This is a genomic window from Actinomyces timonensis DSM 23838 (genome assembly GCF_000295095.1).
GTDB lineage: Bacteria > Actinomycetota > Actinomycetes > Actinomycetales > Actinomycetaceae > Actinomyces > Actinomyces timonensis.
The window spans coordinates 32,082-58,435 of record NZ_JH806634.1; the positions used below are offsets into that span (position 1 = coordinate 32,082).

The following is a 26,354-nucleotide window of genomic DNA, read 5'->3' on the forward strand; positions in this document are numbered from 1 at the left end:
ACGGCGCTGGGGACGGAGGCGGCGCTCGTGCTGGGCGCGCTGGGGGCGCCCGCGCTGGCCGCCGAGGCCTGCGAGGGCGCCGAGTCCGACTCCGGCGTCGCGGCGTCGATGACGTGGCCGGCCGAGCCGCCGTCGGGGGCCAGGTCCACCGAGCCGAGGAGGAGGCTGGCGTTGAGCTCGTCCAGCGTGCTCCCGCCGATCGTGGGGCTGTCGAGCTCGGGCGCCTCTCCCGACCAGGGGATCGATCCCAGGATCGCGACCGCGCCGGGCTCGTCGGCGCGGGAGGAGAGGCGCTCCTGGGCGCGGCGGATCGAGCGACGCGTGCGGGGCGCGGAGTCGGAGCCCGCCCCGGCTGCCGCGCCAGAGCCCGCCGCGGGGGCCGAGGAGACTGAGGACGCTGGGAGCGTCTTGGACATCGAGGACGGCGGCACGGACGGCACCGCCGAGGGCGTGGTCGGCGCGGGCTCGGCCAGGGCGGCGCTGGCGCCGTCGGCCCCCATGAGACGCTCGACGGAGGGCACGGCCGAGGGAGTCATCATCGCCGTCGGCTCATCGGACCAGGTGGTGGACCGGGCTCTGGACGCGGAGGGGGTGGGGCGGCCGGAGGACGGCTCCTGTGCGCCGCGCGGCAGCCGGGCCGCGCTGGAGGCCTTCGTGGAGATGAGGCGCATGCGGCTGAGGCGGTCGTGCCAGCCCATGCCCTCGGGGTCCTTCGCCGCGCTGCGCAGCATGAACAGCCCGCCGATGCCAGCGGTGATGAGGATGAGGTCGGCGTGGACGAACGCGCCCACGAAGGAGGGCTCGTCGTTCGAGGCGTCCACCATCCGCACGCCGACGATCCTGCCGCCGGGCGTCCAGCCCGTCGTCGCGATGAGCACGAAGCGGACGAGGATGAGCCCCACCGCAGCAGCGCCCGCGGCGAGGAGGAGTCCCAGGGAGCTCTTGGCGACCAGCGTGATGATCGCGCCGATGACGAGTCCCACGAGGATGTCGATGACGACGGCGAGGAGGCGGGCCCCCGGGGACGCCGACGGCGTGGGCGCGAGGAGCGCCCGTCGCTGATTCCGCTTCGGCGCCTGGGTCGTGGTGGCGGTCACGCGCGCATTCCCTTCGCGTTGGTGATCATGGAACCGCCCCTCATGCAGTGGCCTTCACCGCCTCGGGCTCGGGCGAAGCGACCTCTTGGAGGAGGGCTCTGCGCAGCATCGTCGACGAGGTCGTCGGCGTGTACGGCAGGTAGACGACGCGGGCCCCGATCTCCGCCATCTGCTCCTCGAGCAGACGGCCCTTGTCGGTGCCGCGCCAGTCCGTTCCCTTGAAGAGTACATCGAATGGCGCGGTTCGCCAGGCCAGGCGCTTGTCCTGATCGTGATCGAGCACGACGTGGTCGACCATCCGCAGGGCCTGGACGAGGGCCATCCGCTCGTGCTGGGGCACGATCGGACCCCGGCCTTTCATCCGCTCCAGGGACGCGTCCGTGGCGACTCCGGCGATGAGGCGGTCGCAGTGCGCCGCCGCGGTTGTGAGGATATTGAGATGGCCGACGTGGAGCATGTCGAAGCCACCGGGGACGTAGCCGACGATCATCAGTAGGCCCCCTTCCCGCCGGTGACGGCGCGCGCGGTGGCGGCCAGGATCTTGGCGTCGATGAGCGCGCCGCGGTTCTCCACGTAGTGGCGGTCGAGGGCCACGGTGGAGCTCCAGGACAGGTCCGAGCGGCCCGAAACCTGCCACAGGCCCGTCATGCCGGGGCGCACGAGGAGGCGGCGGCGCGCCTCGTCGTCGTACTGGGCGACCTCGCTGGGCAGTGCCGGGCGCGGCCCCACCAGGCTCATCTCGCCGCGCACGACGTTGATGAGCTGGGGGAGCTCGTCCAGGGAGGTGCGGCGCAGAATCCGGCCCACGCGGGTGATCCGGGGGTCCCGGGAGTCCTTGAACAGGACCTGGTTGCCCGAGTCGCCGCCGCGGGCGATGAGCGCCGCTCTGCGGGCGTCGGCGTCGGCGTACATGGAGCGCAGCTTCCACATCGTGAAGTGCGTGCCGTTCAGGCCCACGCGGGTCTGGGAGTAGAAGGGGCTGCCGGGCGACTCCAGGCGCACGGCCAGAGCGGCGATCCCGATGATCGGGGAGGCCGCCAGCAGGAGCGCCAGCCCGACGACGCGGTCGACGGCCTTCTTGCCGGCCTCGCGGGTGCGGCGGGTCTTGACGCCGATGAGCGCCGTCCAGCCGTGCGTGACCGGAAGGCCCATCAGGCGCCCGGGAACGACGTCCTGCAGCCCGGGGGCGACGATGAGGCGCACGTGGGTGCCCTCGAGGCCGCGCATGAGGGAGCGCAGGTCATCGGGGGCGACAGCGCCGAGCGTCATGACGACGTCGATCATCTCCTCGCTGACCATCTGGGCCAGGCCCTCGGCGTCGGGCACCGCCATCGCGTTGCGGAGGCTGCCGGGAACGCCGGAGGAGAGGTAGCCGATGACGAGGAAGCCGTCGGCGGGGTGGCGGCGCATCTCGTGGAGCATCGGCTCGGCGCCGGGGCCCATGACGATGAGGGTGCGGCGCAGGGCGTGGCCGTCCATGCGGCGGCGGCGCAGGTGCCCGGACTCGATCACCCGGCCGATGAGGATGAGGAGGAACTGGGCGGTGAGCAGGCAGCCCACGGCGATCGGGCCGAGGGAGGAGCCCAGGGCGCGGTGGGCCAGGAGGCTGACTGGCAGGGCCAGCAGGTTCAGGCCGAGGAGGGTGGGCAGCGGGACCGAGCCGTGGTCGACGACGGCGGCGCCCAGACCGCCCAGGCCCCAGGTGCCGACGACGATCAGCAGGCCCACGGTCGTGGCGGCGAGGGTGGCGCCCGCGCCGCCGAAGGGAAGCGCGATCCAGGCGGGGGCGGTGATCGCGACGAGGTCACTGAGCACGATCCAGGCCAGGAGGTCTCGGCGCATGGAGGACCATGCGAGACGGCCATGGGTGGGCTGGGCGAGGGGCAGGCGCGCCAAGGGCATGCCTGTCTCTGGCCGAATAGTGGCCGCAACATCATTCAGGTACATCAGGGCTCCTGTTGAAGTATGCGAGGGATGGTCGGGGAGGGGACCCGGAACGAGAAATATCCTGGTCAGACTACGTAATGCGGGTCAGAGCCGCAGGGAGCGACCCGCTGGGAGCCTGGAGATCGGACGTTTCATGGGAACGACGGATCAGATTCGTCGTCAGTCGTCGTGTTTCAGAGTGCTAAGCAGATTCTATCTCCCGGGTATGCGGCTTCGGCAATGGTTAAAGCGCGGGTGGGCGCTCCCGGTGGCGCCAAGCCGCGCCCTCTGGCGGAAAACCACCTCTGACCTGCGCGGATCGTCTTGCTCTGTGGACATCCTTGGAGACGGGCGCCAAGAGGTCCAGACCTCTGGCCTGTGGTTTCGCGGTTGGGCGTCCCAGTGTGAGATGCGCCGCCGTGCGGCGGAGCGGCGCTCGGGACCCGTGAGGACGTCCCCTCGGTCACGGAATGGCGCCAAATGCCCTGCGCCCCCAGGGGCGTGGAAGGGTCGGCTGCTAGAGTCTGGCCGTTCCCGCGGCGTCCCTGACGCTGGTCCCTGCCCTGCTAAGCGAGGTGCCGCTATGCCTGCCCAGCCTGCCTCCCGGAGATCCGGGCCCTGGGCCTCGGTCGGCCGCACGGCCGGCGCGAAGATGATCGTCATGGTCGTCGCGGGCGTCTTCGGCCTCATCAACACCCGGCTCATCCTCAGCCACTTCGGCGCCGACGCCTACGCCCAGTACGGCCTGCTGGCCACCTTCCCCACGCTCATGCCCTTCACCGATCTGGGCATCGGGGCCGTCATCCTCAACGTTGTCGCTGGCTCCACCGACCCCGCGCACGACTCCACGCTGCGCCGCACCCTGACCACCGCCATCCGCGTCCTGCTCGCCTCCACCGTGGTCATCTGCACCACTGGCGTCGTCATCCAGCTCCTGGGGGCCTGGCCCACGCTGCTCGGTGCCCGCCTCATGGACGGCGGCGGCGCCACCGCCACCATCTGCCTCATCATCTACTCCCTCGCCCTGCCGCTGAGCGTGGGGCAGCGCATCGTCGTCGGACTGGGCCGCTCGGCCACCCAGGTCATCAGCTCCGGCGTCGTCTCCCCGGCGATGACCACCCTCCTCCTGCTGGCGATCCTGGCCCGCCTGGACTCGGGCAACGCCGTCTCCATCTACTCCTACCTGGCGAACACCCTGGTCTCGCTCATCTGCATCGTCGTGGCCTGGCGGGCCACCGGCCCCCTCCTGCGCGAGGCCGCCCGCGACGTCCCCCGGCTGCGCGAGGCCCCCGGCGTCAAGGTCATCAACACCGCGGGGCCCCAGCTCCTGCAGTCGCTCGTCCTGCCCATCGCCTTTCAGACCGACCGCATCCTCCTCAGCCACCTGGGGGCCTCCGACGCGCTGGCGCAATACAACCTCGCCAGCACCCTGTTCAACCTGCTCACGCAGACCGTCGTCGCCGCCGGCGTGGCCATGTGGCCGGTCTTCGCGCGAGCGCGCTCGGCCGGGCAGATCACCAGCCCCTTCAGGCCCGCAGGGATCTTCGCATCCGCGGGCACCGCGATGGCGCTGGCCATGGGCCTGCTCGCCCCCTGGGCCGCGGGCATCCTGTCCGATGGTGCCATCCACCTGCCGCTGCTGCTCATCGTCTCGTTCGCCGCGTCGGTCATCGTCGAGGCGGCCAAGTACCCGCTGGGCATGTACATGACGGACCCGCGAGGCCTGCGCTTCCAGGTGGTGCCGGTCCTCGTGCTCGTCCCTGTCAATTTCGCCCTGTCCTGGGCGCTCATCGCGCCCTTCGGGCCGGCCGGGCCCGTCCTCGGCTCCGTCATCTCCGTGGTTGTCTGCCAGTTCATCCCCTACGTCTGGTGGGTGCGCCGGGACCTGGAGCGCCGTCGTCGCCTGGCCGCCGAGGAGGGGGCGGCGCCCGCCGCCGACCCCCAGTCCGCCCCTGCCTGATCCTCAACCCCGCATAGTTGGAGACCTCATGAACCCCTCGAAGCCCGCGGGCCCCGCTCGCCCCGCCACTCCCGCCGACCCCGCCAGTGCCGCGCGCCCCAGCATCGCCGAGTCGATCCGGGCGCTGTCGAGCGCGCAGAAGGCCAAGGCCGGCGCGCCCCTGTACTCGCGGCTCGTCAACCGCCCGCTGGGGCGGGTGCTCGCCGCGATCGCCCATCGCCTGGGCGCCACCCCGGACCAGGTGACCATCCTGTCCGCGGCCTGCACGATGACCGGCGTCGTCCTCATCGCGGCCCTGCCGCTGACTGTGTGGGCGGCGCTGGCGACGGCGGGCCTGCTCGTGCTGGGCTACGCGCTCGACTCCGCCGACGGCCAGCTGGCCAGGCTCCGCCACGGCGGATCGAAGGCGGGGGAGTGGCTCGACCACGTCGCCGACGCGATCAAGCTCTCCAGCCTCCACCTGGCGATCGCGATCTCGCTGTTCCGCTTCGCCGGCGTCGTCGAGGAGCGCCCGGCCCTGCTGCTGCTGCCGCTGGCCTACAGCGCTGTGCAGAACGTCCACTTCTTCACGTACATCCTCACCTACCAGCTGCGCTACAACGGGGGAACGCCGCTGGCCAAGGATGAGGGGCGCGCGGGGTTGCTCAAGTCGATCCTGTCCGCGCCCACGGACTACGGGCTGCTGTGCATCGTGCTCGCGCTGCGGTGGGCGCCGGTGCCCTTCCTCGTGCTCTACGCGCTCATGCTCCTGGGCTCGGCCGGCTACCTGGCCCTGGCCCTGCCCAAGTGGTACCGGGACATGCGCGTCCTCTAACCCGCGAGACCGGGCGATCAGCACGCCGAGACCGGGCGATCAGCACGCCGAGACCGGGTGGATATCCACAGGCTGATTGAGGGGGCGTGTCCTTCACCGCCCCTGTGGACAGGGAACCGGTCTCGCGGTGCTGTTCGCCCGGTCTCGGTGATAAGTGGGGGTTGTTAGAGGAGGGATTCGACGGCGTCGGCGATCTGGTCGCGGTAGCGCTCGACGGAGAATCGCTCGGCGGCGTCCTCCCTCCCCGCCGCCGCGAGCTCGCGGGCCCGGGCGGGGTCGCGCTCGATCTCGGCCAGCGCCGCCGCTAGGGCCTCCGGCGACTCGGGCTCGACAAGCAACCCCGTGCTCCCATCCCTCACCACCTCAATGAGGCCCTGTACGCGTGAGGCCACGAGCGGACGCCCAGCGTGCAGCGCCTCGACCGCCGTGTTGCCGAAGGGCTCGGCCCTCGAGGGGACGATGACCGCATCAGCATCGGCCAGGATCGGCCACGTCGGGTTGACATATCCCAGCAGCTCGACGGCGCCGCTCAGGTCCGGCTGGCTGATCCGTTCCCTCAACTGCTCCTCGTACCACTCGTATCCGGGGAAGATCGAGCCGGCCACCGAGAGGCTCGCGTTGACACCCATGGAGCGCAGCAGGCCGATCGCGTCCAAGGCGACGTCGATCCCCTTGCGGGGGGAGAGCCTCGCGATGAGGGCCACCCGGAAGGGATCGCCCGCCGCCCGATCCCGCAGCGGGGGGAGCGGCACCACAGGCCCCGGTACCCCATTGTGGATGACCCTCGTGCGGTTCTTGAGCAGGGGTTGGGCGGATAGGAGGACGTCCCGGGCCGCCCCCGAGTTGGCGACGACCAAGCGCGCGGCGACGAGCGGCGCGTTGAGGCCGGCGCGGATGACGAGGGGCTGGGAGTCCTCCGCCTCATGGACATGGGCGATGACGGGCACCCCGGCCAGGCGCGCGGCCAGCGGCCAGGTCGGGATCGTGACGGTGTTCGTCAGGACCGCCTGGGCGCCGGAGGCGCGGATGATCCTCGCCAGCCGCAGAGCCTCCGGCCCCGCCCCCGCGCCGAGCCCTGCGAGCCCGCGCGGGTTGAGAAGCGCCTTGCGCAGCACCGTGAAGGGGATGAGGGCGACTCTGGCCCCGGCCTCGCGCAGCACCGCGACGAGCGGCCCATGCGAGGGCAGGGCCACCCTGACCGTGTGGCCCGCGCCGACAAGCGCGTGGATGGTCTCGACCAGCTGCAGGTCGGAGCCGTACAGATCGGGCGAGGGGTGCGCGACGAGGATCGTGCTCATGCGGGGAACGCCCCCGTCCTGCGTCCGGAGGGGCGGTGTCTCACCGGGCCTGTGAGGGCCAGGCGGCGGCACAGCGCCTCATAGGAATCGGCGACGGCGTCCCAGTCGTAGCGCTCGGCCTGCTCCCGGGAGAGCTCGCCGCGCGCGGCCGTGCCGGCGGGGTCGGCCTCGGCGGCCTCGATGAGGGCGCGGACGTCGTCGGCGGTGGTCCAGTACCGACCGGCCTCGCCGAGGACCTCCCGGTTGAAGGAGACGTCGAAGGCGTCGACGGCGGCCCCCGCCCCGATCGCGCGCAGCAGCGAGGGGTTGGTCCCTCCCACGGAGTGGCCGTGGAGGTAGACGGCTGCCCCGCCGTAGAGCTGGTCGAGGAGCTCCTGGTCCCACAGCCCCCCGAGGAGGCGCACCCGGTCGTCGGCCAGGGAGCGGATCCGCTCGGTGTACTCGTTGGCGTAGGGCGCCGAGCCGACGACGACGAGCGGGTAGTCGGCGCTGGAGGCCGCGTAGCCCTCGACGGCGACGTCCACGTGGTTCTCCACCTCGAAGCGGGCCACCACGAGGTGGAAACGGCCCGCCTCAAGGCCCAGCTCGGCCAGCCGGTCGGTGCCGGCGTGGATGCGCGGGGCGCCGTAGGCGATGAGGTCGGTGGGGGCGTTGAACTCGGTGTCGTAGTAGTCGGCGATGCCCTGGGCGTCGGCGATGAGCGCGTCGGAGTAGCGCACGGCCAGGGCCTCGGCGGCCCGGTAGTAGCGCTTGCCGGTGGGCCCCCACTTGCCTCGCTGCCACTCCAGGCCGTCGACGTGCGTGGCCACGGGGATGCGGGCGGCGCGCAGGGCGGGCAGGAAGGGGGAGTTGGCGGCGTTGAAGACGATGGCGGCGTCGGGGTGGACGCGGCGCAGGAGGTGCGCGGCGCTCAGCGCCGTGTGGGAGAGGGTCTCGAGGCTGCGCTTGCGCATGGCGGGCAGCTCGACGAGCCTCATACCGAGGTAGGTCCGCGGCAGGGGCGTGCCCGGCTCGGGGTTGCGGCAGTAGACGAGCACCTTGTGGCCCTTGGCGGCCAGGCGCCTGCCCACCTCCTCGACGGCCGTCTCGAAGCCCCCGTACCTGGCGGGCACGCCGCGGGTTCCGATCATCGCGATGCGCAGTCGGTCGGGGGAGGCTGTGGTCACATCCGGGCCTTTCGAGCGGGGCGCGCGGCCAGGGCGCCGGGCGCTGGGTTCAGGGAGTCCTGGGCGAGCCGGCGGCGCGGCCCACGGACGACGACGGCGCGGGGCCGTCGCGTGGGAACCCGGCCATGATACCGAGCCCGCCTGGCCGCGGGGGCCTGGCGGCCTCAGTGCGCGGGGAACGAATTGGGCGCGATGCCGTCCGGCCGCCCGGCGCCGCGGACGGAGCCGCAGTGGCCCCACTCGTACCAGCGGCGTCCGAGGCCTTGGCGCCCTGCGACGCGGGGGCGGCGGGGGCAGTGGAGGCGCTGTCCGTGGTGCCTGCGCTGGCGGTGGTTTGCGCGTCGGAGGCGGATGGGGTCGTGGGGGAGACGGCGGCGTCGCCTCCGCAGGCGGACATGCCAAGAGCGAGCAGGAGGGCACCGAGCGGCGCCAAGGCGGATGATCGGGACATGATGCCTCCTCGGCTGACTCAGGTCGAGTGTGTTGTGTATCACTAAGCTAGCGGACGGATCTCCTCGCGCGGTAGGCCTGCTCGGTCCTCATGCGCCGCGCTCGGAACGGGATGCGGGGTTCGGGCACGCCAGGGGCAGGATCGCTGTCTCAATGGATGGCAAGACGTACCTGACGTGGTGTGATATCCGGAGTACTCTCGGTGGAACCGGATAGACGAAGGTAGTGATCTTGGGGGAATCCCTGAGAGATCCTTCGTTACCTGAAAGTTATCTGAGTGTTAGTGTCTGGGGCGGTGCCTGGCCCATCCGAGCTCCCACGGCGACGCTCGGCGCCCTAGCCAGATGCTGTCCCTGTCTCCCCCAAGCCTTGAACGGAAAACCTTGATGCGTCTACGTACTCATGCCCGCAGGCTCGCCCTGGCCGCCGCGCTCCCCATCGCCTTGGCGGTCATGCCTGTCCTCCCCTTCGCGAGCCCCGCTGCTCACGCGGCTGATGCCCAGGGCGCGGCGGGAGAGGTCGCGATCGCCTCCCCGACCGCCCTCCCGACGGCGCAGATCAACGGCGTCGTGTGGGACCAGGCGATTGTCGGCAACACCGTCTACGCCGTCGGCGAGTTCTCCAGCGCCCGCCCGGCGGGCGCCGCGGAGGGCGAGAGCGAGACCCCGCGGTCCAACGCGATGGCCTACGACATCACCACCGGCGCGCTCCTCGACTGGGCGCCCACCACCAACGGCGTCGTCTACTCCATCGACGCCTCGAAGGACGGCAGCACCCTCTACCTCGGCGGCAACTTCACCAGCGTCAACGGCGAGGACACCTACCGCCTCGGCGCCGTGACCGCCTCCGATGGCAAGCGCGTGAGCCTCGGCATCTCCCCCAACACCGAGGTGCGCGACGTCGAGGTCTCCCCCGACGGCGCCACCCTCTACTTCACCGGTGCCTTCACCCAGGTCAACAACGAGGCCCGCTACCGCGCGGCCGCCGTCAGCCTGCCCACCCTCGCCCTGACCAACTTCGCGCCCCGGGTGGGCCGGGGCCTGGGCCGCTCCGTCACCGTCTCGCCCGACGGCACCCAGGTGGCCATCGGCGGCTCCTTCAGCGAGGTCGACGGCGCTTCCAACCCCGGTATGGCGATCCTCGGCTCCGATGGGGTCCTCAAGCCGACCAACATCAACTCGGTCATCCACAACTCCGGCACCTACGCCGCGATCATGTCCCTGAAGTCGGACGGCCAGGGCCTCTACGGCTCGGCCTACTCCCAGGAGGGCACCTTCGAGGGCATGTTCCGAGCCAACTGGTCCACCGGCGACCTCGATTACATGGCCGACTGCCACGGCGACACCTACGACATCCACCCCGCTGGCGGCGTCGTCTACATCGCGGGCCACCCGCACGACTGCTCCAACATCGGCGGCTTCGGCGACACCACGCCCACGACCTACTACAACGCGCTCGCCTACGTGAACAGCGCCACCGGCACGGTGCAGCCGAACAACGCCTCGGACTACAGCGACTTCTCCGGTCAGCCCGCCACCACGGCTCTGCAGACCTTCCGCCCCAACTTCATCGTGGGCTCCTACACCGGCATGAACCAGGCCACCTGGACCGTCGAGGGCAATGACAAGTACGTCGTCTACGGCGGCGAGTTCATCGGCGTCAACAACAAGGGCCAGCAGGGCCTCGTCCGCTTCGCCATCGACTCCAAGGAGAACCCCGGCCAGGGCCAGCAGGACGGCAACGGCGACAAGGACAAGGACAACAACGGCGGCGACGGCAAGGACAAGGACAACAACGGCGGCGACGGCAAGGACAAGGACAACAACGGCGGCGACGGCAAGGACAAGGACAACAACGGCGGCGACGACTGGTGGAACAACAACGGCGACGACGACTGGTGGAACAACTGGGGATGGAACGGCAACTGGGGATGGCGCTGATGCGCCGCCCGCTGAGCCTCCTCGGGACGGGCGCGGCACCGCGCGGTGCCGCCCGTACCGCCCTGGCGCTCCCGGTGGCCCTGATCCTGGCACTGGGAGCCTGCTCCAGCGACAAGCCCCAGGACACCACGCCCAGCGCGACGCCCACGGCCGAGGCGGCATCCGCCAGCGCCACTCCGACGGCCTCCGCCACGCCCTCGACGACGGGCGAGCCTCTGCCGACGGCCTCCGAGACGACGCCGGCCGAGCAGTCCGCCGCCCCGCAGCAGGCCACCCCGGACGCCTCGGCCCTGGCCAAGGGCGACATCTCCGCCGACGAGCTGCCTCCTGTGGCCCCTGGCCAGACGAGCTCCGTCGACGGCGCCGACATCGCGCTGGGGACGATGCGCTCCGAGACCCTCCAGGCCGGCCCTGGGGAGACGGGTGGAGCCGGCGTGGTCATCCCGGTGACGATCACAAATAACACGGGATCGGACCTGTCCCTGTCCGGGCTCGTCGTCACCGTCGCCTACGGCGCGGACAAGGCTCCGGCCGCGGAGCTGGCCAGCGCCTCCGGCGCCGTCCCGGCCTCGGTCGCCCCCGGGCAGACGCAGACAGTGGAGAAGGCCTTCACGATCCCCGCCTCTGGCCGCGGCCAGGTGCATATCGTCGTCGACCTCGGTCCCGACCACGCGGCCGCGACCTTCGACGGCGCCGCGCCCAGCTGAGCCTGACGCGCGCCAGCGCCTCTTCACGGAATCCCGCCCGCCGAGCCCATCTGGCCCGGCGGGCGGGATCGCATATCGGCCCCTGGCCCGCTACCGGAGGATCGGGGTGTCCTGGGGCGGCAAGTCGCCCCGGCCCGCCCGGCGCGCGAGTCGCAGTCCGTCGAGCGTGGCGCGCAGCACTGTCACCACCGGCCTCGGCGAGCGCAGCAACTGGCGCCGCCCCCCGCGCAGGACGATCTCGCGGGCCGCGCGCGGCGCCGTCGCCCGCCACCGGCGACGGCCCGCCGAATCCAGGTGCTGGCCCGCGTACAGGAGCCGGTTGCGCGCGTTGTAGTAGTAGTAGGTGTCCGACTTCGCCTGCCCGACTGAGGTGTGGGTGCCGCCCTCATCATGGACGGCGATGGCCCGGCGCTCCAGCACCAGGCTCCCGGCGGCCTCCAGGACCCGCGCGGAGAAGTCCACATCCTCCCAGTACAGGAAGTAGCGCGCGTCGAAGCCCCCGATCCGGCGGTAGAGCGAGGCCGACAGCGCCAGGCAGGCGCCGCTCAGCCAGGGCGAGGCGCCACCGGGTGGGACCGGCAGCTTTGATCGGCGCGAGCGCATCGAGCCGTCCGCCAGGCACACGAGGTGCCCGTCGGAGACGGTCGCCCCGGCCGAGTCCTGGATGACCGGCCCGACGAGGGCGAGTGGGTCCGCCTCGGCGTCTCTCGCGAGGGCGACCAGGGAGTCCCGCTCGATGATGGCGTCTGGGTTGAGCAGGAGGAGGATCTCGGCGCCGTCGGCCATCGCACGGGCCGCCCCCAGGTTCATGCCGCCGCCGAAGCCCGTGTTCGCCTCCGGGCATTCCAGGGCCCAGCCGCGCTCGCGGGCCAGGTCCTGGATGCGCTCGCGGGCCGCGGGGGAGGAGTGGTTGTCGACGACGACGACGCGCGCCTCGGGGGACTGCTCAGCCACCTTGGCGAGGTTGCGCGCCAGGAGCTCGGCGGAGTCGTAGTTGACGACGATGATCGCGGTGCGCGCGAGCAGCTCGGCGGCCTCGGCGCCGGTAGGGGGCTCGCCGGGCTCGCCGGGGGAGAAGAGATCGGCGGGGAAGTCGGGCATGGGATCCTCTCAGGTCCGCATCGATGGGCGCCGCGCCGTCCTGACGGGGCGCGCTGTTGCCCCGGGCGCCCGCGGGCGGGGCGACAGCGCGCCTGCATAGTAGCGTTGACCCGACCCTGCTTCCCTTCCCATCGACGCTCCTGCCCGTCGACCCGCCGCCTAGGAGGACGCATGAGCCCGTTGCCGACACCGCCGGTCTCACTGGTCGTCGCCGTGACGACCTTCCGGCGCGATGAGTGGCTCGCCGAGCTCCTGCCCCAGCTCGTCGACCAGGCCCGCGCCGTCCTCGCCGATGAGGAGGCCGGCGTCGCGCGGGCGCGCGTCGTCGTCGTCGACAACGACCCGGACGCGGGCGCGCGAGAGACCGCCCGGGCAGTCCGCGCCGCTATCGCCGAGGAGCCTGGGGCCGACGAGATCGGCCCCCATTACGCGCATGAGCCCGTTCCCGGGATCACCGCCGCCCGCAACCGCGCTCTCGACGAGGCCAGCGGTGCCCGCCTCCTGGCTTTCATCGACGACGACGAGCTCACCCGCCCCGGCTGGCTGACCTCTCTCGTCCGCGCCTGGCGCGCCCATGGCTGCGCGGCCGTGTCCGGTCCCTGGTTCCCGCGCTTCGAGGGCGAGCCGAGCGCGTGGGTGCGCGGCTCGGGCGTTTTCGAGGCGGTCACGGCTGCCGACGGCGCGGTGATGACCAAGGCCGGGACGGGCAACCTCCTGCTCGACCTCGACGTCGTGCGGGGCCTCGGCCTGCGCTTCGACACGCGCTACGGGCTCAGCGGCGGCGAGGACTCCGCGTTCCTGGGGGCCCTGCGGCAGGGCGGCGGCGTCATCCGCTTCGCCGCTGGCGCCGCCCTCGATGAGAGGGTCCCGGCCTCGAGGGTTACGCGCCCCTGGATCCTGCGCCGCTCCCTGCGCTCGGGGGCCACCTGGGCGGCCGTGCGCGTCGAGGCGGCCTCGGGCGCGGCGGGCCTGGGTCTGCGCGCGCGCTACGCCGCCAAGGGGGTGCTGCGCGCCGGACGCGATGGCGCCCTGGCGCTGGCCAGCGCCGTCCGACGGGACGAGGCGGCCCGGGGGCGCCACGAGGCCTCTTGCGCTGGTGCGCTGGGCATGGTCCTGGGCGCCGTCGGCGGTCGGGTCCAGGAGTACAGCCGCGGACCCCGACTTCCCTGGAGGAGGAAGTGAGGGCCGGGGGCATGAGCGCGGATATCCCGGCCGACGACTCCGGCAGCGGCGCCAGCGGCCGGCAGGCCGCGGGCGGGGTCAGCCTCGTCGTCGCCATTCCCACCTACCGGCGCCCTGACGGCCTCGAGCGGGCGGTGGGCACCGTCCTGCCGCAGATCGGCGCCATCGTGTCGGACGCCGCCAGCCCCATCGCGCGGGCCGAGCTGCTCGTCATCGACAACGATCCCGCTGCCAGCGCGCGCGCCACCGCCGAGCGCCTCGCCGCGGGGCCCGGCGGGGGAGCGCTGCGCTACGTCGTCGAGGAGCGGCCCGGTGTGGCCGCCGTGCGCAACCGCGCCCTCGATGAGTCCGCCGGCGCGCGCCTCCTCGTGTTCATCGACGACGACGAGGAGGCCCGCGAGAACTGGCTCGCCTCGCTCGTGGGCCTCTGGGCGAGCCGGGGCTCCCAGGCGGTCGCCGGCCATGTGCTGCCCGCCTACGACGTCGAGCCCGAGCCGTGGGTGCGCGAGGGAGGCTTCTTCGTGCGCGCCACATGGCCCACGGGGACGATCCGGCCCGCCGCCGCCTCGAACTGCCTGCTGCTGGACCTCGACTTCCTGCGTGCGCGGGGCCTGCGCTTCGATGAGCGCTTCGGGGCCACTGGCGGGGAGGACACCCTCCTCACCCGTTCCCTCGTGGACGCCGGCGGGACGCTCCTGTGGTGCGCCGAGGCCCGGGTGGTCGACCACGTGCCCGCGCAGCGCCTGGAGAGGTCCTGGATCCTGCGGCGCCAGCGCAGCCACGCCGCCACCTCCGTCCGGGTCGAGCTCGCACTGGTGGGAGAGGAGGCCCGCGCCGCCCGCGCGCGCATCCGGGGGAGGGCCCTCATCGGGGGCGCTGCGCGCGTCGTCGCGGGCGCGGGGCGATCGGGCGCTGGAGTGCTGCTGCGCTCCACCTCCCACCGCGCCAGGGGAGCCCGTCTCATGGCCCGGGGCGCGGGCCTGGCCTCTGCCGCGCTGGGTCGCGCCGGCCATGCCGAGTACGGCCGCTCCTGAGGGGGTCGCGAGCGCCGCCAGCGAGCGCTGGCGGCGCGGACAACGCTGACCAGCGCTGACGGCGCTTCCGACGCCAGCAGCGCCGTGCTGGCCGTGGCTGGTCGCGCGATGCGGCTGGCCGTGGTCAGCGGCCGCTCAGCGGCGGTGGCGCATCGAATGCGGGAACAGCTCGGAGGAGTCGGGCGGGGGTGTGTACTCCTCCGCGGGAGAGGATGCCGTCGTGGCCGGGCTCATGGTTCGCCCAGCCCGCTCAGCGCGCGCGGCCCGCCCAGGGCCCGCGGTGGAGCCGGCCGGGGAGCTGGCGCTGCTGGCCGCCCTGCGGCCGGCAGCGCCGCGGCCCGAGGCGTCCGCGCGGCGCCCCGAGAAGCCCGCGCGCCGCAGGAGGATGACGATCGCGGCGCCGATCGCGGTGCCGACGAGCGCCCCGTTGAGGGCGTAGCGCTCGGGGATGGGGGAGACGGGCGCGGTGGGCAGCGTTGCCGGGTCCTGCTCCTCCAGGCTGAGGGACTGCCCGTCCTTGTAGCCCCACTTGCTCACGGCTTTCTTGAAGGCGTCGGCCTCGGCGTCGGCCACGGCATGGGCCTGATCCGCGGAGGGCGCCTTGGCGGTGATGTCGATGAAGAGGGTGTTCTCGCGGGCGCTCAGGGTGAGCATCCCCTTGACCGCGGCGGGATCGAGGCCCGTGGTCGCGGCGACCTCGTTGAGGACGTCCTGGGTGGTGCCCAGCTCGACGAGCGTGGGCATGAGGAGCGAGTTCTGGCCGGAGGCCGTGCCGAGGTCCTGCCCGCCGCCATCGCGGCTCGACGTCGAGACGACGACGCTGGCGTGCGAGGAGTAGATGGGGGTGCTCAGGATCGCGATAAGGAACCCGGCCAGGGCGCCGAGCACGATATGCAAGATGAGGACGGGGGCGTGCCTGCGCAGCAAGCGGAGGATCTCGGCCGGCTCCATATGCGTGTGGTTCCTTCAGGATTGGTCAGTGGTGGCCCGCGAGCGAGCCGTCATAGGTACACGGTAAACCAAGGTCCAGGCCTGGCTCCTGCCGTGCTGGTGGGCGCGGTTTCAGACCACGTGCCTGCCCCGGTTCCCCGGGGACGCGGCGCTCAGGAGGGTGGTGAGGGCGCCGCTCGCCCAGCGTCCCGCCGCGCGGGAGCACCGGTGGCTCGGCCTCTCGACGAGCCGGTGGAACAACCAGGCCACGGGCAGGGCCGCCGCCGGTCCCGCCAGGAGCATCCACCACGGGGACATCGACGGCGCCAGCGTGCGCACGAGGAGGACCACCGGGGTGTGGACGAGGTAGAGGGAGAAGGACAGCTCGCCGCTCAGCTGCGCCGCCCTTGAGCGCAGCAGGGGACGCAGCGCGCCGGCCCGCACGATGAGCGCGATGGCGGCCGCGGCGCTGGCGACGGCGACTGCCGATCCCACTCGGTGCCCCCAGGGCGAGGCGGGGGAGCCCAAGGAGGCCAGCGCCTCGGATGGCGCGCCCGAGAGCAGATGCGGCCAGGCCGTCGGCGCCGCCCACCAGGGGGCGGTCATGGCGATGAGGCAGGCCACTGCGGCCGGGCTGGCCCAGCGGGCCGGCATGGCCGGCAGGGGATCGTCCACGCGCCCCCAGCGCCAGCCGAGCACGGCCCCGATCGCGAAGACCGGTAGGAAGAGGCCGGACCCGGGGTCCCCGCTGACCAGGACCACCGCCAGCGCCGCCGCGCCCAGCGCCCCGCTCAGGCGCGCCCGGGACGCCAGCGCCACCGCGAGGATGACCAGCGGCAGGAGGATGGAGAAGGCCGCCTCGGCGTGCAGGGACCACAGCACGGAGTTGCGGTAGGCGTAGGTCGGCAGCAGGGCGAGCTCCCGCACCGTCTGCTTGATCGAGATATCCGACACGTAGTGGGCCCGCACCCATGCCCCCAGGGAGGCGTCGTTCGAGCGCGGCACGAGGAGGATGAGGGCGATCGCCATCAGCGTGGACGCGCCAGCGGGCACCCACAGGCGGATGAGGCGGCGGGGCGCGTAGTCCGCCCAGTCGAAGGAGCGGCCAGCGGCGCGCCGCCGGGCGATCGGGTAGCTGAGCGCCACCCCGGACAGGATGAAGAAGACGAGCACCGCCTCGTAGCCGCCCCACAGGAGGTGCGCCGGTGTGAGCGCGAGCAGGCGCTCCAGGGCGCCGCCGGGCACCGTTCCCGGTCGGGCGCCGACCTCGGCCAGCGCGGGGACGGTGAGGAGGCAGTGATGGATGAGGACGACGACGGCGGCCAGGCCGCGCAGCCCGTCCAGCTCCCGCAGGCGGCCCGCGCCCCGGGGAGCGGTGGACGCGGCGGGGGTGGCGGCGTCCTCGGACGAGGAGCGGCGGTGGATGGGGGTCATGGGAGCTTCCAGGGACGGGATCGTGCCGCGCGGGGAGCGGCGGGGCGGGGACGGCGTTCCGGATCGGCCTGGACCGGTGCGCGCAGGGCACCATGATCCCCTGCTCGCCGGGTCCGGAAGGCCGATGATGCCACCTCTTGATCAAGTCGTGCCGAAAAGATGAGAGACTGTGCCCCGCGCGGCACACTACCCGTTCCTCCTGGAATCGGGCGCGGCCTGCGCATTCCGCCCTGGTGTAGTGGCAGCACGCAGGCCTTTGGAGCCTTGAGGCCCGGGTTCGAATCCTGGGGGCGGAACCGGTGCGCGGCGTCGTAGGATGTGCCCGTACCGACCCGCTCGGCCAGCACGGGGCGTCATCTCACCGGCTGGCTCGCGGGACGCCGACCTTGAGCGAGAAGAGGACTCGTGGCTCCCACCACTCCCGCCGCCGTCATCGTCATGGCCGCTGGCAAGGGCACGCGCATGCGCTCCGCCACCCCCAAGGTCCTGCACCGCATCGGCGGGCGCAGCCTCCTCGACCACGCGGTCACAGCGGCCCGGGGCCTGGGCCCCGAGCGCCTCGTCGTCGTGGTCCGCCATGAGCGCGACGCCGTCGTCGCCCACCTGGCGCAGGTCGCCCCTGACGCGGTCCCCGCCGATCAGGACGAGATCCCTGGCACCGGCCGCGCTGTGGCCTGCGGCCTGGCCGCCCTGCCCACCGATGCCAGCGGCGCCGTCGTCGTCACCAGTGGGGACGTCCCCCTCCTCGACACCGCCACCCTGTCCGCCCTCGTGGCCCAGCACCACGAGCGCGGCGATGCCGTGACCCTGCTGACCGCCGTCGTCGACGACCCCCACGGCTACGGCCGCGTTGTCCGCGAGGCCGATGGGACAGTCTCGGCGATCGTCGAGCAGCGCGACGCCACCGAGGCCCAGCGAGCCATCACCGAGATCAACGCGGGCGTCTACGTCTTCGACCTGGCCCATCTGCGCGAGGCCCTGGCCACCCTGGGCACGGACAACGACCAGGGCGAGGTCTACCTCACCGACGTCGTCGCCCACGCGCGCGCCGCGGGCCGCCCCACCTCCGCGCTCGTCGTCACCGACCACTGGCTCGTCGAGGGCTGCAACGACCGCGCCCAGCTCGCCGCCCTGGGCGCCGAGCTCAACCTCCGCGTCCTCGCCCGCGCGATGGCCGAGGGCGTCGGCGTCGTCGACCCCTCCTCCACCTGGGTCGACGTCACTGTCGAACTCGGAGCGGATGCGTCCCTGGAGCCCGGCGTCCTCCTGAGGGGCGCCACCCGTATCGGCGCTGGCGCCCGTATCGGCGCCTACGCCATCCTCACCGACGTCGATATCCCGGCAGGGGCCGTCGTGGCGCCCTTCGCCCAGTACGACGCCGAGACGCCGGTTCCCGCCCAGGGCTCCGGCACCACAGGCGCGTGACCGCCCCGGCCCCGCGCACCGACCGGGCCCGATGGGCCCGAACGAAGGGAAACACTCCATGACGGGCATCATCACCAGCGGTGAGAAGCGACTGGTCGTCGTCTCCGGCCGTGCCCATCCGCAGCTGGCCTTGGACGTGACGCGCGAGCTGGGCACCGAGGTGCTGTCCTCCTCCGCCTACGACTTCGCCAACGGGGAGACCTACGTCCGCTTCAACGAGTCGGTGCGCGGCTGCGACGTCTTCGTCCTGCAGTCCCATGGGGACCGCGTCAACGACTGGCTCATGGAGCAGCTCATCATGGTGGACGCCCTCAAGCGCGCCTCGGCCAAGCGCATCACCGTGGTCGCCCCCTTCTTCCCCTACGCGCGCCAGGACAAGAAGCACCTGGGCCGCGAGCCCATCAGCGCGCGCCTCGTGGCCGACCTCTACAAGACCGCGGGCGCGGACCGCCTCATGAGCGTCGACCTGCACACGTCCCAGGAACAGGGATTCTTCGACGGCCCCTGGGACCACCTGTGGGCCCAGCCCGTCCTCGTGGACTACATCAAGGGCCGTCTCGACGTGGCCAACGCCGCCGTCGTCTCCCCGGACGCCGGGCGCATCCGCGTCGCCGAGCGCTGGGCCAACGCCCTGGGCGGCTCCCCCCTCGCCTTCGTCCACAAGACCCGCGACATCACCCGCCCCAACGAAGCTGTCGCCAACCGCGTCGTCGGCGATGTCGAGGGCCGCTCCTGCGTGCTCGTCGATGACATGATCGACACCGGCGGCACGATCGCCAAGGCCGTCAAGGTCGTCCTCGACGCCGGTGCGAAGGACGTCATCGTCGCCGCCACCCACGGGGTGCTCTCCGGCCCGGCCATCGAGCGCCTGGCCACGTGCGGGGCCCGCGAGGTCGTCATCACCGACACCCTCCCGATCCCCGCGGAGAAGCGCTTCGAGCAGCTCACCGTCCTGCCCATCGCCCCGCTCCTGGCGCGCGCCATCAAGGCGGTCTTCGATGACGGTTCGGTCACGAGTCTTTTCGAGTCGTGGGGGGCGTGAGGAATCTCCTTCCCTGCTATTTCGCGCAGGTGGGAGCCCTCATGTTGAGGCGTTATATAAACGTTATCGCAATTCTTTGTCTAGACTCTGGTTAAGTCGTGCCGGCACTGCTATCCGCGGGCGTCGTTCATCGCGATCCCAAATGGTCACATATCGGTGACGGCTCACGAAGTCACTGACCTCGTGTCCTGACAATCCCTAGCCGGGCAATGCGCCTTGTTCCCTGCGCGCGCTGCCCGGACCGTGACAAGGAGTAGCGATGCACGCCGTCGTACCAATCGCAGGGCAGGCGCGGCCTGTCCCACTGCAGAGGAGGGTGGGCATCGCGCTCATCGCGCTCCTCGCCGTCCTGGGGGCTGGTGCTCCCGGGCCTGTCCACCACCGCTCACGCGGCTGACGACCCCAAGATCGTCGTCACCGCTGTTTCGCTCGTCAAAGTAAACCCTGCCAGCGCCGATGAGGAGCCGGGGCCGCTCCGCCAGTGGGATGTCGCCAAGCTCTCCGTGAAGTGGGACGCGAGCGCCCTCACCTCGATCACCGCTGGCACCTCCTTAAGCGTGGGCCTGCCTGAGCAGTTCCACGCCCGGGAGTTCCCGCTCCGGGAAACGATGACTGTGGTCGATGCCGGCGGCAAGTCCCACAACATCGGCGTCTGCGAAACCACTCAGTCGAAGATGACCTGCACCTTCGACAAGACCGCTGAAGAACTCTCCAAGACCTTCAAGGACTTCAAGGGCTCCCTCACCATGCGGCTCGCCGCTGAGCAGTCGACTGACAAGAAGACGCTGCCGTTCAACCTCAACGGCAATGTCATCGAGGTGCCCCTCCCCGGCGACAGTGGGATCGGAAAGATCGCCTACAACCCCTGGAAGTTCGGCAAGTGGGCCCTCAAGCTCAGCGCTGAGCAGACCACGAATATCTGGGTTCTCGCCTTCGGGACCGACTACGTTGCTGAGAGCGTCAAGCCGGAGGGCAGCGTCGTCGCCGACGGGAAGACGGAGTCCACGCTGAAGTTCACGGACCTGCTCGGCCCCGGTCAGGAGTTCGACTGGAGCCGGCCACAGGACGCCAGCATCGTTTTCGAGAAGTCTGCTGACGACCCCAAGCAGTACAAGACCCTGCGGACCCTGAACGGCGTGGTTGACCCTGCTGGGAATGACTGGAGTCTCGAGATCACGAAGAAGGCGAGCAACAATGTTGACGCCACGGTGACGGGCGTCTTCCCCGCTCACACCAACATGAGCCTCCGCCTGCCGATCAAGTACACCGAGCCGGTCAAGCCAGGCGTGATCTACACCAATCACGCTGAGATCGAGGGTCTGGACCTCAAGGCCGATGCCTCGGCCTACTACGTGAAGTCCGTCGAGATCGAGGTCGAGATGAAGCCGGGCTTCGGCACCTTCAAGGTGGAGAAGCTTGTCGGCGGTAGCGGCGCCTCGGAGATGGCAAACGACACGGCCTTCGATCTGAAGGTCGACTTCGAACTGCCGAAGTCCTATAACGAGTACAACCCCTCGTGGAAGGCCCCGGACGGCTTCGCCATCGATGCCGACGGGATCCATGGGCATGGGACGATCAAGATCTACCCTGGCCAGACGACCTACTTCGACCCGGTGGTCACCCTGCCGAAGGATACGAAGGTGACCCTCTCGGAGGACCCGAACACGGCGGCCCCCAAGGCGCGCGTGACCTGGCAGGCGCCGACGTTCGACCAGACGAGCTTCACGATCAAGGATCAGCAGGCGACTCCCGTCAAGCTCACCAACACTGCGGACAAACTGGCGGAGGTGTCTGTTGGTGATTATGTGTGGGAGGACGTCAACAAGGACGGCCTGCAGGATGAGACCGACAAGCCGATCAAGGGTGTTGAGCTGACGATCTCGCGGTCGGACGGTCAGCCGGTGAACAAGGCTGATGGTTCGGTGCTGGATGCGACGACGACCACGGATGACAAGGGGGCGTACTCGTTCTCGGGTCTGCAGGTGCTGCCGGCTGGCACGCACTACGTGGTGTCGGTCAAGGCCCCTGAGGGGTTCGTGGCGACGAAGGACGGCGCTGGCGATGCTGGCAAGGACTCCTCGGCCCAGGCGGGCAAGGCGGAGTCTGGTGATCTGGTCAACGATGGTGACTCGGATCTGACGCTGGACTTCGGCTACATCCGCCCGGAGGAGCCGACTACGCCGGCCCCGTCGGCCCCGGCCCCGTCGGCCTCGGCCCCCTCGACGCCGGCCACCCCGGCCCCGTCGGCCCCGGCCACCCCGGCCCCCAAGAGCAACCTCGCCCGCACCGGTGCTGAGATCCTGCTGCCCCTGGTGCTCGCCGGTGGCACGCTGATCGGAGGCGTCGTCGTGCTGCGCCGCCGCAAGGCCTGATCAAGGCCTGACCGGCAGCGGACGCTGCTCGCTCACCCGGTCCCCGGGCTCGAGGATCTCGAGCTCGGGGACCGGTGCGTCCAACGGGCGCGGAGCGGAACCGGCGCTCTGTCCCTCCTGGTCGATCGTGGCGCGCGGATCAGCGCGGTCGGAGCGCGGTAGGAGCGCGGGCGGATCGCTGTGAGTGTGCTGAGGATCGCTGGCTGAGGGGGACGCGCGCGCTCGCCAGGGAGGCTGCGATTCCGCGAGATAGTGCCCTACACTCGCCTTGTGCGCTAGCGGTTCCCCGATCGCCAGCGCTCGCCCCTGATCAACGGCGAACCGCTGTGTTCCCTTGGTTTCCCCACCAAAGTCCCGGAGTATCACTGTGAGCGCTCACCGTTCTTTGCGCGTCCTGGCCACCTTGGCCGCCTGCGTCCCCCTTACCCTGGCATTCCTCCCCGCCGCCGCTGCTCCCGCTGCCGCTGCTGAGGCGGATGCCTCGGGCCGTCCCCAGGCCAACTACACGGCCGATCCGCTGCCGACGGTCCAGATCAACGGCGTCGTGTGGGACCAGCTCATCGTCGGCGACGTCGTGTACGTCGTCGGCTCGTTCTCCCAGGCCCGCCCCTATGGCGCCCCAGCCGGGTCCCAGGAGACGCCCCGCGCCAACATGCTTGCCTACCGGCTGAGCACTGGTGAGCTCATCGATGGCTTCGCCCCGGAGCTCAACAACGCCGGCCGCACGCTCGCCCTGTCCGAGGACGGGCGCACCCTCTACGTCGGTGGTGACTTCAACAAGGTCAATGGCGAGTGGCACAGCGGCATGGCCGCCTTCGACATCTCCGCCTCGACTGGCACCCTCATCTCCTCCTTCCACCCCCAGTTCCAGACCACCGTGCGGGCCATCGGCGTGCGCGGGAACACGGTCTACGCCGGAGGCGCCTTCAAGCACGTCAACGGCGTCAAGCGCCTCAAGGCCGCCGCGGTGAGCGCCTCGACCGGCGAGACCCTCTCCTGGGACCCGCAGGCCGACGGCCCCAACTCCCAGGTCTGGTCCCTGCAGGTCTCGCCCGACGGATCCAAGGTGGCTCTCGGCGGCTCCTTCACCACGCTGGGCGGATCGAGCAACCCTGGCTACGGCCTGGCCCTCGTCTCCGCCTCCGACGGCACCGTGCTCTCCACCCCCGTCAACTCCGAGGTCCGCAACGGCGGTGTCTACGGCGCCATCACCGACCTCAAGACCGACGGCACCAGCCTCTACGGCACGGGCTACTCCTACTCCGTGCGCAACGCCAACCTGGAGGGCTCCTTCAAGGCGGACTGGGACGGCAACATGACCTGGGTGGAGCCCTGCCACGGCGACTCCTACGCCATCTACCCCACGTCCGACCAGGTCTACATCGCCAGCCACACGCACTCGTGCGAGACCATCGGAGGCTTCGCCGACACCAGGTACAAGGACGACAATGGCGCCACGCAGCTGCGCCAGTACCGCCTCACCTCCTTCACCAACTCCGGCGACGTGACAGTGTCCAAGAAGGGCACCAACGGCTACAAGGACTGGTCCGGCTTCACCTCCCCCGCCATCGTCGACTGGTTCCCGGACCTGTCCGCGGGCACCTACACCGGCATGGGCCAGGGCGCCTGGGACGTGACCGGCAACGACCAGTACATCGTCGCCGGGGGCGAGTTCATCTTCGTCGATGGCAAGCCCCAGCAGGGCCTCACCCGCTTCCCCAAGCGCGGCGCCACCAAGAGCCACGCGCCCGAGGGCAAGGCGGCCGACCTCGCCGCGAGCATCAGCACTCCCGCCGACGGCGCCGTCGACGTCGCCTTCGCCCCCACCTGGGACCGCGACGACTCCGCCCTGACCTACTCCCTCTACCGCGACGGCGCTGCGACGCCCACGAGCACGCTCACGGCCTCGGACCGCTTCTGGAGCCGCGAGTCCCGCAAGACACTGCGCGACAACCGCGCCCCCGCGGGTGAGCACACCTACACACTCGTCGTCTCCGACGCCGGCGGCAACACCCTGGCCAGCGACCCGATGAGCATCACCGTGGCCAAGGGCCCCGACCTCGACGACCTCGACGCCGGCGCCGCCGACCTGGGCGCCAAGCACCTGTGGACCTTCAACGAGCCGACCGGCACCACCTTCAAGGATGTCCTCGGTGGCGGCGACATGACCGGAACCTCCGGTGTGACGCCCGGTCAGGACGGCTCCCGCGCCGGGTCCAAGGCCGTGGGGATCGGGGGCAGCGCCACCGCCGTCTCCTCGGCCTCCGACGGCCCCGTCCAGACCTTCAGCATGGAGACCTGGTTCCGCACCACCTCCACCAAGGGTGGAGCCATCCTCGGCTACGAGGACAGCAACGCCAACCGCGACCGCATGATCTACATGGACTCTGACGGCGTCCTCCGCTTCGGCGTCTACCCCCGCCCCACGAAGGTCGTCGAATCCCAGCCCGGGCTCAACGACGGGCAGTGGCACCACGTCGTCGCCACGCTCGGCCCCGCCGGCCAGGTGCTGTACATCGATGGCAAGGCCGTGGCCACCGACCCCTCGGTCACCTCCGCCCAGTCCTTCTCAGGGACCTGGCGTCTGGGCGTGAGCCGCCTGAACGGCTGGCCGGGCGCGACCGGGGACACGCCCGGCGTGCTCGACGCCACCGTCGACTCCACCGCGATCTACCACACCCAGCTCTCCGCCGATCAGGTGCGCCAGCGCCTGGGCCAGGCCGCCAACGTGGCGCCCCAGCCCGTCCTGCGCCAGCAGGTCGCCGGCATGACCGTGAGTGTCGACGCCACCGGCTCGGTGGACCCCGACGGCACGATCGAGTCCTACGAGTGGGACTTCGGTGACGGCGCGACCGGCACCGGCGCCACCACCACCCACACCTACGCCGAGGCCCGCGACTACACGCTGACCCTCACGGTCACCGACAACGCCGGCGCCCGCAAGTCCGTCAGCCAGCCGATCACCGTCTCCGACGTCCCGCAGGGCGAGGGCATCATCGCCCAGGCCTCCTTCAAGAAGTCCCAGGAGAAGGGCTGGCCCGACGCGAGCGTCGGCGGCGCCTGGAAGCTCTCCTCGCCCTCGCGCTTCTCCGCGGCCGACGGCGTCGGCGCCATCGCGCTGAACAAGGCGGCCTGGACCTCCACGGCCATGCTGCCCAAGGTCTCCTCCGAGTCCACCAGGGTGTCCTCCAGCTTCACCCTCACCGAGGCCCCCACCGGCGGCGGCGTCTACGCCTCCTTCTTCCCCCGGTCCACCGCCTCGGGCTCCTACGGAGCGAAGATCCAGGTCAAGTCGACCGGTGAGGTGTTCGTGTTCCTCACCTCGCAGGTCGGCGGGACCGAGAAGATCCTCGCCCAGACCGCGCTCCCGGGCCGCTGGGCCGCGGGCACGAAGATCAACGTGAGGACCTCGGCCATCGGCAACGGGACCACATCGCTGGACGCCACCGTGTGGCTCGACGGCGAGCAGGAGCCCGCCGCGCCCACCCTGACCGCCACGGATGCCACCGAGCAGATCCAGGGGGCCGGCTCAGTGCTCATGTCGGCCTACCTCTCCGGCTCGGCGACCTCCCTGAACAACAAGCTCCTGGTCTCGGAGTTCCAGGCCCGCTCGATCGAGCAGTGATGAGCCGCCCGAGCTCTCGCCCACCCCACCACCAGTGACGCCCTGGCCGGCGGCGGCTGATCCCCCAGCCGCCGCCGGCCCAGGCGCTCCCAGACACCCCATCGATCCCACGGAAGGCACCATGTCACCTCAGGGAAGAACCCGGATCCTGCGGGCCTCGGCCCTCCTCCTGTCGGCGGCGATCCTCACCGGCTGCTCGAACGACTCCTCCTCGAGCAGTGCCGCGGCCACTGAGTCCGTGCCGCCGGTCACCACCACCGAGACGGCCGGCGCCACCGCGGAGCCGACGCCGGTGGCCCCCGCCTCAACCGGGCAGGCCTCCGACGGCTCCTCACCCGATGGGCAGTCCGCCGACCCCCAGGGCCTCCAGCCCGGCCAGGCCGGCTACACCGGGGCATCTGCCCCCGCCGTCGCCCTCAACGAGTCCTCCACCTCGGGCGACGCGACGGTCGCCATCACCTCGCTCGACGCCGTCGACGTCTCCGGCGACGCCCTCGCCCCCGGGGAGATCGGCGGTGCCGCCCTCCAGGTCAACCTCTCCGTCACCGCTGGCGGCCAGGACGTCGACCTGTCCGGCGCGCTCGCCACGCTCACCTACGGCCCGGACGCCACCCCGGCCGCCCCGCTCAGCGCGGCCGAGGGGACCGAGTTGCCCGCCAGCGTCTCCGCCGGTCAGACCACCACCGGATCCTTCCGCTTCTCCGTGCCCGCCGACGCCCGCGACCAGGTGACCGTGTCCGTCACCGTCGTCCCGGGGCAGCCCGCCGTCGTCTTCCAGGGCTCGGCCTCCTGAGCGCCCACCCCGCCTGACCCGCGCCCCTGCGCGGGCGGGGGTGGCGCGTAGTAGCCTC

20 protein-coding genes and 1 tRNA gene are annotated in these 26,354 nt (G+C 71.5%); 12 read left to right on the forward strand and 9 right to left on the reverse strand.

Going from position 1 to position 26,354, the window contains the following annotated elements:
• The 3 genes from A1QA_RS14415 to A1QA_RS0110435 form a co-directional block, all read right to left on the reverse strand.
• Positions 1–1,097, reverse strand: a 1,097-nt coding sequence (locus A1QA_RS14415; RefSeq protein ID WP_043508566.1) for an RDD family protein, incomplete at its 3' end; no start/stop codon positions are given.
• A 40-nt stretch (positions 1,098–1,137) separates the two neighbouring features.
• Entirely contained in the window at positions 1,138–1,587 is a 450-nt protein-coding gene (locus A1QA_RS0110430) for an FAD synthase family protein (RefSeq protein WP_017178847.1), read from the reverse strand.
• Positions 1,587–2,999, reverse strand: coding sequence for a sugar transferase (locus A1QA_RS0110435; protein WP_017178848.1), 1,413 nt, complete (start codon positions 2,997–2,999; stop codon positions 1,587–1,589). Before A1QA_RS0110435 ends, A1QA_RS0110430 begins: the two co-directional genes overlap by 1 nt.
• Positions 3,000–3,606: 607 nt before the next feature.
• Between A1QA_RS0110435 and A1QA_RS14420 the strand changes: the two genes are divergently transcribed.
• Complete coding sequence (locus A1QA_RS14420) at positions 3,607–4,983, forward strand: lipopolysaccharide biosynthesis protein (RefSeq protein ID WP_017178849.1); 1,377 nt, start codon at positions 3,607–3,609, stop codon at positions 4,981–4,983.
• 28 nt (positions 4,984–5,011) lie between these two features.
• Positions 5,012–5,797, forward strand: coding sequence for a CDP-alcohol phosphatidyltransferase family protein (locus tag A1QA_RS0110445; RefSeq protein ID WP_017178850.1), 786 nt, complete (start codon positions 5,012–5,014; stop codon positions 5,795–5,797).
• A gap of 164 nt (positions 5,798–5,961) precedes the next feature.
• On the opposite strand, the gene A1QA_RS0110450 is transcribed toward A1QA_RS0110445, so the two are convergent.
• The 3 genes from A1QA_RS0110450 to A1QA_RS16025 form a co-directional block, all read right to left on the reverse strand.
• Positions 5,962–7,095 (reverse strand): glycosyltransferase family 4 protein, encoded by a 1,134-nt coding sequence (locus tag A1QA_RS0110450; protein WP_017178851.1) that lies wholly within the window; start codon positions 7,093–7,095, stop codon positions 5,962–5,964.
• Positions 7,092–8,225 (reverse strand): DUF1972 domain-containing protein, encoded by a 1,134-nt coding sequence (locus A1QA_RS0110455; RefSeq protein ID WP_425265737.1) that lies wholly within the window; start codon positions 8,223–8,225, stop codon positions 7,092–7,094. Before A1QA_RS0110455 ends, A1QA_RS0110450 begins: the two co-directional genes overlap by 4 nt.
• A gap of 85 nt (positions 8,226–8,310) precedes the next feature.
• Positions 8,311–8,712 (reverse strand): hypothetical protein, encoded by a 402-nt coding sequence (locus A1QA_RS16025; protein WP_043508569.1) that lies wholly within the window; start codon positions 8,710–8,712, stop codon positions 8,311–8,313.
• 385 nt (positions 8,713–9,097) lie between these two features.
• On the opposite strand from A1QA_RS16025, the gene A1QA_RS0110465 reads away from it, so the two are divergent.
• Both A1QA_RS0110465 and A1QA_RS0110470 read left to right on the forward strand, forming a co-directional pair.
• Positions 9,098–10,651 (forward strand): WD40 repeat domain-containing protein, encoded by a 1,554-nt coding sequence (locus A1QA_RS0110465; RefSeq protein WP_043508570.1) that lies wholly within the window; start codon positions 9,098–9,100, stop codon positions 10,649–10,651.
• Positions 10,651–11,358, forward strand: a complete 708-nt coding sequence (locus tag A1QA_RS0110470; RefSeq protein ID WP_154652380.1) for a hypothetical protein — start codon at positions 10,651–10,653, stop codon at positions 11,356–11,358. The genes A1QA_RS0110465 and A1QA_RS0110470 overlap by 1 nt, the downstream gene beginning before the upstream one ends.
• 90 nt (positions 11,359–11,448) lie before the next feature.
• Here A1QA_RS0110470 and A1QA_RS0110475 read toward each other — a convergent pair whose 3' ends face one another.
• Positions 11,449–12,459, reverse strand: a complete 1,011-nt coding sequence (locus A1QA_RS0110475) for a glycosyltransferase family 2 protein (protein WP_017178856.1) — start codon at positions 12,457–12,459, stop codon at positions 11,449–11,451.
• A 171-nt stretch (positions 12,460–12,630) separates the two neighbouring features.
• On the opposite strand from A1QA_RS0110475, the gene A1QA_RS0110480 reads away from it, so the two are divergent.
• Together A1QA_RS0110480 and A1QA_RS0110485 are read left to right on the forward strand one after the other, a co-directional pair.
• Positions 12,631–13,641: a glycosyltransferase family 2 protein gene (locus A1QA_RS0110480; RefSeq protein WP_017178857.1), complete on the forward strand. Its 1,011-nt coding sequence runs from the start codon at positions 12,631–12,633 to the stop codon at positions 13,639–13,641.
• Positions 13,642–13,652: 11 nt separating this feature from the next.
• Positions 13,653–14,675, forward strand: coding sequence for a glycosyltransferase family 2 protein (locus A1QA_RS0110485; protein WP_017178858.1), 1,023 nt, complete (start codon positions 13,653–13,655; stop codon positions 14,673–14,675).
• Between the two features lie 135 nt (positions 14,676–14,810).
• Here A1QA_RS0110485 and A1QA_RS14430 read toward each other — a convergent pair whose 3' ends face one another.
• A complete protein-coding gene (locus A1QA_RS14430; RefSeq protein WP_017178859.1) occupies positions 14,811–15,626 on the reverse strand; it encodes a YveK family protein in 816 nt (271 codons plus the stop codon).
• Between the two features lie 111 nt (positions 15,627–15,737).
• Entirely contained in the window at positions 15,738–17,039 is a 1,302-nt protein-coding gene (locus tag A1QA_RS0110495; RefSeq protein WP_017178860.1) for an acyltransferase family protein, read from the reverse strand.
• A 224-nt stretch (positions 17,040–17,263) separates the two neighbouring features.
• Between A1QA_RS0110495 and A1QA_RS0110500 the strand changes: the two genes are divergently transcribed.
• The 6 genes from A1QA_RS0110500 to A1QA_RS0110525 all read left to right on the forward strand — a co-directional run bounded on the left by A1QA_RS0110500 (position 17,264) and on the right by A1QA_RS0110525 (position 26,296).
• Positions 17,264–17,335 (forward strand) — tRNA-Gln (locus tag A1QA_RS0110500).
• A gap of 109 nt (positions 17,336–17,444) precedes the next feature.
• On the forward strand, positions 17,445–18,464 hold the full coding sequence (locus A1QA_RS0110505) for a bifunctional UDP-N-acetylglucosamine diphosphorylase/glucosamine-1-phosphate N-acetyltransferase GlmU (protein ID WP_017178861.1): 1,020 nt from the start codon (positions 17,445–17,447) through the stop codon (positions 18,462–18,464).
• A gap of 58 nt (positions 18,465–18,522) precedes the next feature.
• Positions 18,523–19,506 (forward strand): ribose-phosphate diphosphokinase, encoded by a 984-nt coding sequence (locus A1QA_RS0110510; RefSeq protein WP_017178862.1) that lies wholly within the window; start codon positions 18,523–18,525, stop codon positions 19,504–19,506.
• A 359-nt stretch (positions 19,507–19,865) separates the two neighbouring features.
• Positions 19,866–21,878: a DUF7926 domain-containing protein gene (locus A1QA_RS0110515; protein ID WP_017178863.1), complete on the forward strand. Its 2,013-nt coding sequence runs from the start codon at positions 19,866–19,868 to the stop codon at positions 21,876–21,878.
• Between the two features lie 367 nt (positions 21,879–22,245).
• The gene (locus tag A1QA_RS15090) at positions 22,246–25,503 is read left to right on the forward strand and encodes a PKD domain-containing protein (RefSeq protein WP_154652381.1); all 3,258 of its coding nucleotides are present in this window, start codon (positions 22,246–22,248) and stop codon (positions 25,501–25,503) included.
• A 121-nt stretch (positions 25,504–25,624) separates the two neighbouring features.
• Positions 25,625–26,296 (forward strand): hypothetical protein, encoded by a 672-nt coding sequence (locus A1QA_RS0110525; RefSeq protein ID WP_017178865.1) that lies wholly within the window; start codon positions 25,625–25,627, stop codon positions 26,294–26,296.
• Positions 26,297–26,354: the final 58 nt, after the last annotated feature.

Excerpts from the sequence above, each read along its gene's own strand:
- A1QA_RS0110430 (WP_017178847.1), bottom strand. The coding sequence starts at position 1,587 with ATGATCGTCGGCTACGTCCCCGGTGGCTTCGACATGCTCCACGTCGGC.
- A1QA_RS0110435 (WP_017178848.1), bottom strand. The coding sequence starts at position 2,999 with ATGCCCTTGGCGCGCCTGCCCCTCGCCCAGCCCACCCATGGCCGTCTC.
- A1QA_RS14420 (WP_017178849.1), top strand. The coding sequence starts at position 3,607 with ATGCCTGCCCAGCCTGCCTCCCGGAGATCCGGGCCCTGGGCCTCGGTC.
- A1QA_RS0110445 (WP_017178850.1), top strand. The coding sequence starts at position 5,012 with ATGAACCCCTCGAAGCCCGCGGGCCCCGCTCGCCCCGCCACTCCCGCC.
- A1QA_RS0110450 (WP_017178851.1), bottom strand. The coding sequence starts at position 7,095 with ATGAGCACGATCCTCGTCGCGCACCCCTCGCCCGATCTGTACGGCTCC.
- A1QA_RS0110455 (WP_425265737.1), bottom strand. The coding sequence starts at position 8,225 with ATGATCGGAACCCGCGGCGTGCCCGCCAGGTACGGGGGCTTCGAGACG.
- A1QA_RS16025 (WP_043508569.1), bottom strand. The coding sequence starts at position 8,712 with ATGTCCCGATCATCCGCCTTGGCGCCGCTCGGTGCCCTCCTGCTCGCT.
- A1QA_RS0110465 (WP_043508570.1), top strand. The coding sequence starts at position 9,098 with ATGCGTCTACGTACTCATGCCCGCAGGCTCGCCCTGGCCGCCGCGCTC.
- A1QA_RS0110470 (WP_154652380.1), top strand. The coding sequence starts at position 10,651 with ATGCGCCGCCCGCTGAGCCTCCTCGGGACGGGCGCGGCACCGCGCGGT.
- A1QA_RS0110475 (WP_017178856.1), bottom strand. The coding sequence starts at position 12,459 with ATGCCCGACTTCCCCGCCGATCTCTTCTCCCCCGGCGAGCCCGGCGAG.
- A1QA_RS0110480 (WP_017178857.1), top strand. The coding sequence starts at position 12,631 with ATGAGCCCGTTGCCGACACCGCCGGTCTCACTGGTCGTCGCCGTGACG.
- A1QA_RS0110485 (WP_017178858.1), top strand. The coding sequence starts at position 13,653 with ATGAGCGCGGATATCCCGGCCGACGACTCCGGCAGCGGCGCCAGCGGC.
- A1QA_RS14430 (WP_017178859.1), bottom strand. The coding sequence starts at position 15,626 with ATGGAGCCGGCCGAGATCCTCCGCTTGCTGCGCAGGCACGCCCCCGTC.
- A1QA_RS0110495 (WP_017178860.1), bottom strand. The coding sequence starts at position 17,039 with ATGACCCCCATCCACCGCCGCTCCTCGTCCGAGGACGCCGCCACCCCC.
- A1QA_RS0110510 (WP_017178862.1), top strand. The coding sequence starts at position 18,523 with ATGACGGGCATCATCACCAGCGGTGAGAAGCGACTGGTCGTCGTCTCC.
- A1QA_RS0110525 (WP_017178865.1), top strand. The coding sequence starts at position 25,625 with ATGTCACCTCAGGGAAGAACCCGGATCCTGCGGGCCTCGGCCCTCCTC.